The sequence below is a fragment of the Loktanella sp. 3ANDIMAR09 genome, assembly GCF_001420005.1.
GTDB lineage: Bacteria > Pseudomonadota > Alphaproteobacteria > Rhodobacterales > Rhodobacteraceae > Loktanella.
Window position 1 is genome coordinate 188,468 of record NZ_LJAK01000003.1, and the last position, 12,196, is coordinate 200,663.

Below are 12,196 nucleotides of genomic sequence, written 5' to 3' on the forward strand. Positions count from 1 at the left end.
TCCAGGCGATGTGGCTTGTCGCGCCGTGTCGCCAGATAACCGGCGCTTGCCAGCTTCGAGAAATTCCTTCGACCAGCTATAATACAGGCTCTCAGCAATGCCCTTCCGGCGGCATCGCACCGAGATGCTTTCCTCGCCGCGCAGGCATGCCGTTACAATGCGGATTTTTTCTTCAGCTGAGTATGTCTGCTGGGTCTTACGGCGGATATTTTTAACCACCTTCTCGGCGGCGTCTTTCGACGTCTGGGGTTTCTTTGCCATCTCGATCTCCTAATCGAATAGGTGAACCAGAAATCCTCCCTTATTCAAATCCACAAATCTGTCCCATGGGTGCTGACGTCAGACAAAATCACAGTCGGAACGTCTCTTTCTGTCAGAGACGCGCAGGGGGTTCTATCGCGGGCTTGGTCTGTTCGGTCGGCACCGGATTGTTTAACGAAGGTGGTTCATCACAGATCGGGTCTCGCATTTCTGCACCGACCGAGCAGTCAGCAAGACCGGTGTTCCCAAGCATGACGTGCTGCAACTCCTTCAACGAATACCCACAAGCTGGAATTTCTTCGATCACTGTGCCGTCGAACAGCGCATTCAATTCGCGAACATCTCGAAGCGACTGGCAGGCGTCGTAGACCTCTGCCGCGGTGAAACCAACGACGGCCGCCGCTCCGATGAACGGAAGCGTTTCGGCAGCCATGCTACCAAAGTTCTTGGCAATGCTGCGCTGGGTCCTCTGGGCCATACCTGCCGCAATGTCAGCGGCCCGAGCCCGCGCGACGCGGTTTTCCGCTAAATCACTGGCGGTGCGTCGCAGTTCGGCGTTCAGCCGACGATTGTCGAGTGCCACATCATCCAGTTGGCTCGCAAGCCTCGCGTTGCGCGTCTGTAGGCTATCATTATCAAGCTTCAGGTCATCCAGCTGCTGACCAAGCACCACGTTGCGGGTCCGAAGCTCTTCGATATCCGGTGCGCGCGTCCGCCGCCTGTCCGGCGTGTCCAAGGACGATAGAGGGCGAACAACCGCACTGCGGATCGCGTCCCTGATCGAGTCCGATACCAACAAGGCTGCGTTGGTGAACAGAGAGAATGCCAAGAAGGCGATGAGGATTGCCACGCGGACACTCATCCGCATGGCAAATGTGCCAATTCTCCAAACGATCCTGCCCCCTATGCTCATTGTGCCGCCTCTACACATGTTTCATGGAATCGTCTTGCGAGCGCGCGATCCGACGTCAGGGGCGACGTTGGAAGATCGAGCAGTTGACCCGCAGTCCGGTTTTGAGCGTCGGCCACGCAGGCGTCATCTGTCGCATCCATGACCGCCATCACAACGGCCGGATCAGAAGCGTATGTGGTCGCGAAATGGAGCGGGGTGACCTTGTCGGCGTTGGCGATGTTTGCGTCGGCCCCCATCGCCAATAGGAACCGGACGGCTTCGATTGGCCGGTCTCGCGCAAGTGCGACCATGAGCGGCGTGTTCCCCTCGTCATTGGCAAGGTTGATTGCCTGCACGCCTCTCTCATCGGACAACAGCGCCGAAAGGACATCAACGTCAGTCGCATTCCCGGCCGCCAGATAGACCGCCGTTTCGCCACCGTCACGCTTGCGCCACGTCTGATCGATCCCACCTGCCAACAGCGCGGTTACGACACCGGTTGCATCCGGACGTTCGACTGCCAGGTGAAGGGCCGTTGTCCCACGATTTCCGCGAAGTGGGTTCAACCGATTGTTTTCGTAATCGATGACAGCGTTTGCATCAGCCCCGTAGCTGAGCAGCCTCGTCACGAACCGCGCGTCCGCGTATGTGGATGCGATGTGCAATGCTGTTTCATTGGCACTGGTTTGGCGATCGATCAAGGTCTCCCAAAACTCCAACGCCAATGTGTCGCGCATCATATCGACAATTGTCGCATCGGTGCCGGCAGCTGCGGCAAGGTGCAGGACTGACGACTGGTCTTCTGCGCGTCTGTCCAGAAATTCTTCGGTCATGCAATCCGACAGTATTTCGACCGAGCTCGTCTCAAAAAACTGAAGCGAGGCCTCGCAGGCCGATAGGCCAGTCGCGCTAAGGGAAAGGGCAGCAGCAGCGATCACAAAGTATGGTCTCATGTGGCAATCTCTAAAATAGGTTCTGCTTCCTGTAAGGTATCGTCGCATACTGGCCGTCAGCAAAGCCGTTCCGGCGTCCCATACATGTTTTTTCGGATGTATCGTAGGAATGACGCGCCCGATTGGCGCATTTGGAGAAATCGAAATCCGCGCGGAGCTCTCAGATGGCGCAGCCCGGGTGACCTCCAGTTGATTTATATGCTTGCTGACACCGAGCTGGCTTTGCTTCGACTTGGTTCGCATAGCGAATTGTTTTGCCCTTGGCACAGACCACGGTAATCAGGCTGGCTTTGTTGAGATACGGCCGAGCATTGGTTTCCATCGGATGTGAGAAAATGAATGCCGACCGCGCAACGGGCGCTTCGCCATTGCTTCCTGCGGCCATTGGAGAACCATCAAATGCAGTTTCTCCAGGCAAGCGCGATGGATTGTCGTGCCGCGTCATCGAGTTCTCCGCCTTCATTAAAGCCACCCATGACGCGGGCGGCATCAAGCCGGAAGTTAATCTCTTTGGCATTGAGAACCCGGTCCTTCAAACCACCCATCGACGCGGTGACGAGGATTGTGCCGTCGCCGTATCGAACATCCATGTCGCGTCGGGGGAGGCTGCTCATCTGCCCATTGATCGTCACCTCAAGCGCGTTGAGTGGAAGATCGTCCGGGTTCGGGTAGGACGGAGTTTGCAAGCTCATCGTCACCAACAATCTTGGCTCACCACTTCCGGCGCGGCAATACGCCGTAACCTGTTCCAGCATGGAATCGGATCGGTGAGGTCTCGCAGCTGCTACCAGGCCATCAGCATAGGGTTCCATGAACCAAGCGCTCAGACCCTCTCCTGATGCGATAGACAGTTCGTCGAGTTCGGCAGATGTCGGGTAGTAAAGGTCATCGCTTGGTGTCGACGATGCAAGCGCGACGATCCGCGGGTCCACCCCCATTTCGATCGCGTATAGAACGATCTGACCTGTGATGGCCTGAGCCACGGAGAGAGTGCTTGTCTCGATTGCAGCCACCTCATCGGCTGAAAGCATCTCTGCTCCCCTGTCCGGGCTGCCATAGAACTGGTGGAAGCCGAGCAAGCTCGAGCTGGTTGGATAGTAGGGCGAATTCACGAACCGCTCTCGGCCACCCAGAAACGCATAAGCGCAGGAGCTGGCGCACATGCCGGAGTTCACCTCATCCCACCACGTGTCGCAGTTTGCGCTGTAACTCTCGAAGATGCGCGCAGTCTGCCCGATATGCGTCGATAGTCCTGCCCTACGGATCATTCGTCCAAGCTCAAGGCCAGCCGCCAGATTTCCACCGGGCGAGTGCAGGACGATCTGTCGAAAGTTCCGACCCTCACTTTCAAGGAAGACTCTGAAACGCTCCGGTGTCTCCGGTCCGATTTTCCCGGTCGCTGCGATCCACTCCGATGTCGTCATGTTGCCTTTTGTAGTTGCGCTGGAAAATGTCATTGGGCGCTCAAAGGCATCCATCTGTAGAGCCGACGGAGTGGGACAGTTTGATGCTACCGACTGTGCACTGGCTGGGGCGGTCATCCATATGAGCGCAGCGAAGGTTGATATAAGTCGAGAATTGATCATGAAATACCTTGTTAACTTTTGGATCGCATTTGCAAAGTCGCACTCAGATAGCGGATTTGCATTTCCGCAGGTTGTCAGACTGTAATCCATGAATGATAGTAAGTGGGACCATATAATTAAGGGATTTACATGCCGCTGGTCCGTTCGTGCATTGTCGCCACGTGGCTTCTGTCTGCTGCAGGGGCTGCCTCAGCCGCTGAAATAACGTTGGACAAGTTCGACGTCTTCGACGGCAGAACCCACCACATGCATATCGAAGGCCGGATCGAGCCGGGCGATACTGCGCGCGTTCGAGCACTGACGGCCTCGCTTCCGGCGGGCCGTGACGAGATGCTGGTTGTGTCTCTGAATTCGCCGGGAGGCAGCGTTCAGGAGGGACTGGACATTGCGCGCACACTGCAGGCGATGGATCTCAATGTGATTGTGGATGTGATGACGCGCGACGGTGACCCGGGCATTTGCGCCTCGGCATGTTCCTATGTTTTCGTTGGCGGGACATACCGGTTTCTAAGCGCAGGATCGCAACTGGGCGTGCATCAGTTCCGCTTCGTTGATGACGACTTGGTAAGGCTTTCTGAGGTGACGCGGGACGTTCAGAACAGATCGGCCGACATTACGGCTTTGCTGTCTGATGCCAATGTCGATCCGGGTTTTTTCTCCCTGATGGGCGCAACTGCGCCGGATGATATGACCTGGGTTGATCTTACCACCTTGGAGCGGTTCAACGTGGTCAATCGTGAGCGGGCTTACCAAGATAACGCATTCACGCTCAAAGGCGGCGCGATAAAGCTGGTCATGACCCATATCGGCCTTTACGGCATCAACCGCCTAACGGTCCAATGCCTCGACAGCGATGTCATCTTCTCATCCGAGATCCTGCTGTCGGACCCGCTTGACTTGGGGAGTGGCCAGAGCGACGGTGCCGAAATTCCGCAACGTTTCGACTTCAACGTGATGATTGATCGCTTCAATACCGCGCCCATCCTGCATGAAACACAGACATATGCAGATCAAGCCATCACTACGGTTTTTGGACTGCCGGCCGATCAACTTGCTGCAATACTGGCATCAGATCTTGTCGATGTGCGTCTTGTGGAAAAATCTGGGGCCTTCATCGGCGCTGGCTTTGATGTCAGTGATGGAAAGATCAAGGACATGGTCGAGAGCTGCGTGGACCTGTCGCGGCATCCTGCATCGCGCCTTGAAGGCCTGCAGGACACGCAGACGACGTTATCACCTGTGTTCGTTGCGGCATCGCTCGGTGCCGCGCGTCGCGGTCAACCGCTATCCGAGGGTTCTGATGTGGCCGTTTCGCCAGAAGAGATGGCAGTAACGCTCTACAACGACTACCTTGCAGCTTGGTCTAAGCCCAATGAATTGGCCTTGCCACTTATGAATGCGCGATATGGCGACGTTCTGGACTTCTATGGCGCTGAGATGACCAAAGACGCACTGATGTCCGAAAAAATTACCTTCGCTGAACGCTGGCCAGAGCGCCGCTACGCCGCACGTCCAGGAACATTCGAGATCAGTTGCCCAGACGCGTCATCATGTCTTGTGGCGTCCATCATCGACTGGGAGGCCCACAGCGCAGCGCGTGGGAAATCTGCCAGCGGTGTGGCATGGTATGGCTTGGGCTTTGACATGGAGACAGGCCTCGTCCTTTTTGAGGATGGGAAAAGTCAAAAGCGATAATGTTGCTCAAAAGCGGGCAGGCCAGCCGCATAAAGTTCAATATTATAAATGCTATACCTCAGATACTGCACGCTCAACTTGCGTTCAACTTGCGCTAAATCGAGCGCTGACCAAGCCGTGTGAACCGCGCCGGGTTTGCTGGAGGCTGATTTGTCTTAGTTACGCAGCCATGTCTGATCTTTCTAGAGCTGCGTAGAAGTTTGCCTCGGCCTCTGCCGATGGGATGTTCCCGATAGGCTCCAGCAGGCGTCGGTTGTTGAACCAATCCACCCATTCGAGAGTGGCGTATTCCACGGCGTCGAAGCTGCGCCATGTCCCACGGCGGTGAATTACCTCAGCCCTGAAAAGACCGTCGGTCGTCTCGGCCAACCGGCCAAGAGTCCGCCGACAGACTGCAGGCTTCAAAGTCGATGAAGATCAATCTGTCGGTCGGGATCGTCATGGATTTCACCTATGAGGACGTTCTGCCCTGCTGACCAGGTCGATGATTCACAGATGCTTTTCCTCAGCCTGATCGGCTTTGCAATGATCCGGTGTGGCGCGTTGGCAATCAATCCAGCGGTAAAGATTGAACAGCGCAGGCAATTTACGCTGTGAATGTCGCGCTGATCTGCACGTGACTGCCTGTGGCGTCCGACCAGAACCGCGCCCAGCCGATCTGGGGACGGTAGGCGGCCCCGGCATCAAGGCAGATCGCCCGGTAGCCGTCGATCCCGTCCATCTGGGTCAGCTCTGCCTTGGTTTCCGACAGAGATGTCCGGATGGCGGGCGTGTGGCCATGCACGACGACCGTGGGTCCCTTTGTCGGCTGTCCGTTTGCATCGCGGTCCCAGCCGCGATCCCACGTGGTGAATTCGTGCCGGATGGTGGCCCAGTGCGTATCATCCATCTCGCGCCCGCGACTGAGAAAGGATTTCCGGTCTTGCTCGGGATCCAGGCCGGCATGGACAAAGATCAAGCTGTCAACACGCAGATGCGATGGCGCAATATCAATCGACAGAAACCACTCCGCCGGGAATGCTGCGCGCAACTCGGCCAGTGTCTCTGCCCAAGGCCGGTCGGTCCAGGCGGGGTCGATCTCTGCCATGACCGTCTTGCCACCGTTGATTAGCCAAAGGTCGGGATCATGGCCGTCCAGCACCTCCAGCAGCAGCAACTCGTGATTGCCGGGCAACAGAACGACTTCGTCAGCTTGGGTGAGAGTCGTCGCCTGCATCGCCAGATGAGCTGCGCCGATACTGTCCGGGCCACGATCAATCAGATCACCAAGAAACACGATCATGCGCCGCGTGTCAGCCTGACGTGGCATGTCAGCAATTTCCGACAGGATCGCCGCCAGCACTGCTGCCTGGCCATGCACATCACCAATGGCGAAGACCTCGAGGCTCGGATCAATAGCACCTGGCAGGAGGCGACTGGGAAAAGAGGCCGTCGTGATGTCCATGTCATAGGTCCTGTGAAAGTGTGGTTGCGGTCAGTATAGCAAATGCGGCGATCGAAGTTCCGTGGGTGGTCGTCTCAGCATATAACCGCTGCTGCCGCAAAGATCGCCACACGCGATGAGTTGCAGCCGATTTAAGGTGCCTGACCCGTGTCGGGTGGCTATCGTGCGCTCATGTGCAATCTCTATTCCAATACGATGGCCAAGGACGCGATGCGGCAGCTGTTCGCGGTCGACGCGGGACACGATGGCCTCGGCAATGCCGAGCCGCTACCGGCCATCTTTCCAAAAGGCATGGCACCGGTCGTGGGACGAAATACCGACGGCTCCCGGTGGCTACAAAATGCACATTGGGGTTTCGTGATGCCGCAGGTCTCGAAGAAGACCGGACAGCCGATCCAGCCGAAAGCTGTGAACAACGCGCGCGATGATAAGCTGCGCACGTCGTCCTTCTGGCGGAAAAGCTTTGAGGAGCGGCGCTGCCTGATCCCGGCCACGAGCTTTTGCGAGGCCAAGGGCCGCAATCCCGCGACCTATGTTTGGTTCGGCGTCAGAGGAGATGGGCCTCGGCCACCCTTCGCATTCGCGGGCATCTGGCGGGCCTTCGAGGGCAACTACGGCGGCGAAGCACGTGAGATGCTGACGTCTTCCATGGTCACAACGACGCCGAACGATCTGGTTAGGGACACCCATCCTGACCGGATGCCGATGATCTTGGCACCGGAGGACTATGCGCAGTGGCTGGAGGGCACACCGGATGAGGCATTCGACTTAATCAAGCCGTATCTTGCCGATCGCATGTTGATCCACCAGAGCGGCGAAGGACTGAAGTCTGATCGCGGTGGGCTGGGGGATGTTGGGTGAGATATGTCGCTTCTGCTGTCGAACGCACGAGCGCAGAAACCGGACGTTCGCTGCAATCTGCAACAAGGTCAGCTATGGGGACTTTACTGCCGTTTGCGGCAGGGGCACAGATGTCTGGTTTGGTAAGTCGTCCGACAAACGGTGATTTATGCTGTCAATATAAAAGTCGGGTTTTGACCGTTCATTCAATTGAAGCCGACGTAAAGATGTGGCGGTAAGATAACCGCAATGCAGAGCAAAGCTAATCTTAGAGTAACACTTTTGAAGATCTCGTGTTCACAGTAGGAAAGTCGGAAATGAAGAACGGCCAGCTCACGCTGATCGTCAAGGGTTCCTCCCGAAAATTACGCGCAGCAGAAATGCACCAGAACCGGTTATTACGAGAAAACCGAGCAAAGCTTCCATTGCGGTCAAAACGCGCAAATGGCCGGTTGGAATAAGATCCCCGCGCCCGAGCGTCGTGTAGTTGACCAGCGAAAAATAGAAGCGATCCATGAATGTAAGCGGATCGGCCATGTTATTAGCCGAGGATAGAGTGCCGAGGTGCCACCACGTCTCGGCAGCGTGGAACGATCCCGCAAAAATTGCGGCAATCAACAGATGCGACACGATTATGATCTGAATCGAGAACATGAAGCACTTGACCGGATGGCGATCTGGGTTAATCGCACGCGCGCCGGCTTTCAGCGCATAAAAGTGGAGAAGTGCCCCCAGATTCACGAGGGCAATCCCTATGATCAGCGCGAGGATCATCCGATGAACAGTCCGATGCCGAGCCAGACGTAGGCAACAAGCGCGAGCCAGAAGAGTAGCTTTTCTAGGAAGCCTTTACCGAGTGATGCATCGAAACCGCTTTTCTTAACCTTCCAACCGACGAAGGCGGCAGACAGCGCGAGGAAGGCCATGTTGAGCCAGAACGTGTAGTCAATCACGAAGAACTCACGATCCGTCACAGCTTTTACCTGATCGGCAGACGGCAGAAGCCCCAAAGCAGCGAAACCGTAATGCAGAAGCAGCGCGGTCGCGACGATAATAACAAGAAAGACACCGAGGATATAGAGCGCCATCTTCCAACCGTAGTATTTGGCATGCACGCGCAGGACTGGAATGACCACGAGATCGGAGAAGATAAAAGCCATGATTCCGGCGAAGGCTACCCCATTGCCATATAGAACGGCGGCGAGAGGAATATTTCCCATTGAACCGATGAAGGTGAAGAACGCAGCGATAGGGCCGACGAGAGATTGTGCGACCAGCTCCAGAAAGTTTGGATCTTCTCCACCGATGAACAGCCACTCGAAGAACTCTTTTGGCACGAAGGCCGCAATGATGCCCGCAATGGTAAATCCGACAGTCACGTCCTTCCATACCATCTGCCATTCCATGAAATAGCGTTTCGCCACTTCGGCCCAAACCTCGCGAGAGCGTAGTTTTTCGGACCAGCTTTTGCTTTCGTCAGTATCGCCCTCTTCGTCGGCCTGGCTTTCCTGTGCTTTCTTACGTGCTTCTTCGATAGGTGCCATACCGCGCGTCATGCGAATGACCAGCCACATGAGCAGGATCAGAAGGATGCCACCTATGTATTCACCAACAACAAACTGCCATCCGAGAAAGATGCCGATGATGATGCCCAGTTCAATCACCAGATTGGTGGAGGCAAGCAGGAAGGCCATCGATGGCACCAGCCCCGCACCTTTGGCAAAGAAAGCCCGCGCGCCGGAAAGTGCGGCAAAGCTGCACGAGGAGCTGATGAAGCCGAAGAACGTGCCGAGCGCCACAGAACGTGGGCCATCCTCGCCCATGGTGTCCTGCATTTTCTCTCGGGTTACGAAGACCTGGATCATCGCCGAGATTAGATAACCCAGCCCGAAGGCCCAGAAGGCCGTCCAGAAGAGGCCGAGGGCGGTCACTGATGACTGGTGCCAGGTTGCAAGAAAAGAGCTGTCCATGAATTTATCCGTTAAGTTTGAAGCCACGTCGTGTCGTGCTTTTTGTTGAGATTGGAGCCTTGCAGCGAATTATACGCCGCCATACAGGGGTTTTCTTTTTCGGCGTCGATCAGTTTCTTCAGTGATCGAGAGTCCATCAAGCCCATGAAAACGGTCCTGCCTACGGCGAAAGCTGGTGTCCCGTAAAAGCCGAAGACATCGGCGATGGCCGCTGACGTGCTAAGACGTGTATCTATGGCATCCGACTGCATATCGGCACATAGACGTGCCGCATCGATATCGAGGCTTTCCGCAATGGCCGCGACGTAGCTTTCATCCGTTACTACCGGGGTGCGGATCAGTCGCGCATGCATATCTCGGTATCGGCCTTGCAGATCGGCAGCAAGGACCGCGCGGCTGGCAGTAGCCGACGCGACACCAAGGAGCGGGAGCTGATGCCGGATAATCTGAAACGACCCAGGATCACTCTCTTCGAGATCAGTAAGACGATCATCCATCACGCGACAGATCGGACAGGCGAAGTCCGAGAACATAGCAACGGGAACAGTATTGGTCGTAGTGCCACCAAAGAAGGCAACGCATTGATTTGACCTGATAAACTGTCCAAGCTCGTTGTTATCCTCAGCTTTAGCTTCACCCATATCGAGACCAGCAAAGACCGCCGCGCCCGGCGTAGATGCCCCGGCTCCCTGCAAACGCCGAAAGGGCGCAAGGTCGGAAATGTCCTCAAATACAAAATCCGGTTGATCGAGCGAGGCCAGATAGGGCACGCCTTTGACCCATCCGAACACGGCGAGGACACCGCCAGCCAGCAGTGCCCGTCGCTTTCAATCGGCTTTCCTTTCCATCAGCCAGCAATCAGTCTGACCAGCATGACAATGGCCATTCCCATCATCATCAAGTTTTCGGTCAGGCTGACAAATCCCAAGGGCACGTTCGAATTGCCGCCGACGCAGGCGCATTTCAACTCTCGTTTGTCGATGTAGACCGCCTTGAACACGCTGATCGCACCCACCGTCGCGATAAAGAGCGCCGCAGGCGCGGCAAGCGGGGTCAGCAGCATGCCGGTCATCAGAATACCCGCACCCGTTTCGACCCAGGGGTAGATGTAGGCGTAGGGCACCCATTTGCGCGCCAGCAGATCGTAGTTCAGGAACATCGTGGAGAAACTCTCGATATCGCGCAGCTTTTGCATCCCAAGAAGGATCATCGAGATGGAGATGAACCAGCCAAGCGTCTGCCACGTGATCGCGCCCAGAAAGCCGATGGACAGCGCGAGTGCCGTCGCGGCGGCCACGGCAAAGAGATAGATCACCGGTTTATAGGTCGTGGCGGCCGGGTCGTAGTCTGTCAGTTTCTGGCGCAGCGCGTCATAGCCGCCGACGCGCGCGCCCTCGATCCAGACCTGCGGCGTGGTAGGCACGTCGAATTCTTCCTTGAACGCATCGACCTCCGGCGGTGCACGAAACAGGCGGTCGTCGACCTCGTAGCCTTTGCTGTGCAAAAGCCAGCGCGCCTTTTGCCCTGCCGGACACAGGTGGTTCGGCAGGGCCATGCGATAGAGGACGGCGGTTTTACCGGTCGCGCCGGTTGCGGGATCGGACGATACGTCTGCTGCGTTGCGGGTGTCCTTGGGCATTGTGAATCTCTTTACTTTCAGGGTTCAAAACGGGGGGTGCCAGCGGGCGCATCGCCAGTGGCTGTGATATCCGCGATGTAGCGCTTCATTTCGGCGATCTCGCTGCGCTGCGCTTCGATGATCGCATCGGCCAACGCGCGGACCCGCGGGTCGGATATGTCGGCGCGTTCGCTGGTCAGGATCGCGATGGAATGGTGCGGGATCATCGCCTTCATCCAGGCGACGTCGCCCACAGTGTCCTGTGACCGCACGAGGTAGACGCCGGCGGCGAACGCAATGGCCGCACCCGCAAAAATGGCGATGTTGGCCCTGCGGTCGGAATACATGCCCAGCATAAAGGCGAGCATGACGATCGCCATCATCCCACCCATATAGAGCGCCATCCACATCCGCGTCTGCGAAAAGAAGATGTGATCAAGGGCATAGGTATTCAGATACATCAGGCCATACATCACGACCGTCGAGGTGGCGATCATCGCAAGGAACCGGCCATAGCCGCTGCCATTGCTATCTTGATGCGTGTTGGATCGGTTCATTGTAGTGTCGTTCCGATGTGCCATTGTCTGTCTCCTTGCTATACCCATATGGGGTATGCAACGGGAATTTCAGCCCTTTGGTTCCCGAAAAGGAGTATCGCCGCATGAAAGCGAACAAGCAAAAGACGCTGGACCGACTGTCACGGCTTGAAGGACAGGTGCGCGGTGTCGCCAAAATGGTCGAAAGCGACCGCTACTGCATGGACATTCTGGCGCAGACGGCGGCGATCCGGTCCGCCGTGCTGGGGGTGGAAAAGCTGATCCTCGAACACCACGCGGACCATTGCGTCGAATCCGCGATCGCAAGCGGCGACCCCGAAGAACAACGCGCCAAGTTCGATGAATTGATCGGATTGTTGCAGAAGGCGTCGCGGTAGGGT

At 56.6% G+C, this 12,196-nt stretch carries 13 protein-coding genes and 2 pseudogenes; 3 read left to right on the top strand and 12 right to left on the bottom strand.

Going from position 1 to position 12,196, the window contains the following annotated elements:
* Positions 1 to 6 precede the first annotated feature (6 nt).
* The 5 genes and pseudogenes from AN189_RS06230 to AN189_RS06245 all read right to left on the bottom strand — a co-directional run.
* A pseudogene (locus AN189_RS06230) lies at positions 7 to 261 on the bottom strand (transposase); the annotation flags it as partial.
* A 112-nt stretch (positions 262 to 373) separates the two neighbouring features.
* Positions 374 to 1,111, bottom strand: coding sequence for a hypothetical protein (locus tag AN189_RS06235; protein ID WP_157057397.1), 738 nt, complete (start codon positions 1,109 to 1,111; stop codon positions 374 to 376).
* Positions 1,112 to 1,170: 59 nt separating this feature from the next.
* Positions 1,171 to 2,091, bottom strand: coding sequence for an ankyrin repeat domain-containing protein (locus AN189_RS06240; RefSeq protein ID WP_216597721.1), 921 nt, complete (start codon positions 2,089 to 2,091; stop codon positions 1,171 to 1,173).
* 175 nt (positions 2,092 to 2,266) lie between these two features.
* On the bottom strand, positions 2,267 to 2,551 hold the full coding sequence (locus AN189_RS19465) for a hypothetical protein (RefSeq protein ID WP_216597722.1): 285 nt from the start codon (positions 2,549 to 2,551) through the stop codon (positions 2,267 to 2,269).
* A complete protein-coding gene (locus AN189_RS06245) occupies positions 2,502 to 3,584 on the bottom strand; it encodes a hypothetical protein (RefSeq protein ID WP_157057398.1) in 1,083 nt (360 codons plus the stop codon). Before AN189_RS06245 ends, AN189_RS19465 begins: the two co-directional genes overlap by 50 nt.
* A 237-nt stretch (positions 3,585 to 3,821) precedes the next feature.
* Here AN189_RS06245 and AN189_RS06255 point away from each other — a divergent pair, with 237 nt between their 5' ends.
* Positions 3,822 to 5,387, top strand: coding sequence for an ATP-dependent Clp protease proteolytic subunit (locus tag AN189_RS06255; protein WP_056032734.1), 1,566 nt, complete (start codon positions 3,822 to 3,824; stop codon positions 5,385 to 5,387).
* A 159-nt stretch (positions 5,388 to 5,546) separates the two neighbouring features.
* Here the strand turns inward: AN189_RS06255 and AN189_RS06260 are convergent.
* Positions 5,547 to 5,756: pseudogene (locus tag AN189_RS06260) on the bottom strand (IS3 family transposase); the annotation flags it as partial.
* A 217-nt stretch (positions 5,757 to 5,973) separates the two neighbouring features.
* Entirely contained in the window at positions 5,974 to 6,831 is an 858-nt protein-coding gene (locus tag AN189_RS06265) for a metallophosphoesterase (RefSeq protein ID WP_056032736.1), read from the bottom strand.
* A 147-nt stretch (positions 6,832 to 6,978) separates the two neighbouring features.
* Between AN189_RS06265 and AN189_RS06270 the strand changes: the two genes are divergently transcribed.
* A complete protein-coding gene (locus tag AN189_RS06270) occupies positions 6,979 to 7,692 on the top strand; it encodes an SOS response-associated peptidase (protein WP_253279565.1) in 714 nt (237 codons plus the stop codon).
* A 324-nt stretch (positions 7,693 to 8,016) separates the two neighbouring features.
* Here AN189_RS06270 and AN189_RS06275 read toward each other — a convergent pair whose 3' ends face one another.
* Genes AN189_RS06275 through AN189_RS06295 form a run of 5 tightly spaced genes read right to left on the bottom strand, consistent with a single transcriptional unit; the run spans position 8,017 to position 11,816 of the window.
* The gene (locus AN189_RS06275; protein WP_056032741.1) at positions 8,017 to 8,445 is read right to left on the bottom strand and encodes an ion channel; all 429 of its coding nucleotides are present in this window, start codon (positions 8,443 to 8,445) and stop codon (positions 8,017 to 8,019) included.
* Entirely contained in the window at positions 8,442 to 9,641 is a 1,200-nt protein-coding gene (locus AN189_RS06280) for a permease (RefSeq protein ID WP_056032744.1), read from the bottom strand. Before AN189_RS06280 ends, AN189_RS06275 begins: the two co-directional genes overlap by 4 nt.
* An 11-nt stretch (positions 9,642 to 9,652) precedes the next feature.
* Positions 9,653 to 10,432, bottom strand: coding sequence for a DsbA family protein (locus AN189_RS06285; RefSeq protein WP_172794862.1), 780 nt, complete (start codon positions 10,430 to 10,432; stop codon positions 9,653 to 9,655).
* A gap of 56 nt (positions 10,433 to 10,488) precedes the next feature.
* Positions 10,489 to 11,280: a MauE/DoxX family redox-associated membrane protein gene (locus AN189_RS06290; protein WP_083484275.1), complete on the bottom strand. Its 792-nt coding sequence runs from the start codon at positions 11,278 to 11,280 to the stop codon at positions 10,489 to 10,491.
* A 17-nt stretch (positions 11,281 to 11,297) separates the two neighbouring features.
* Entirely contained in the window at positions 11,298 to 11,816 is a 519-nt protein-coding gene (locus tag AN189_RS06295) for a DUF305 domain-containing protein (RefSeq protein ID WP_056032749.1), read from the bottom strand.
* Between the two features lie 104 nt (positions 11,817 to 11,920).
* Between AN189_RS06295 and AN189_RS06300 the strand changes: the two genes are divergently transcribed.
* A complete protein-coding gene (locus AN189_RS06300) occupies positions 11,921 to 12,193 on the top strand; it encodes a metal-sensitive transcriptional regulator (RefSeq protein WP_056032751.1) in 273 nt (90 codons plus the stop codon).
* Positions 12,194 to 12,196 lie beyond the last annotated feature (3 nt).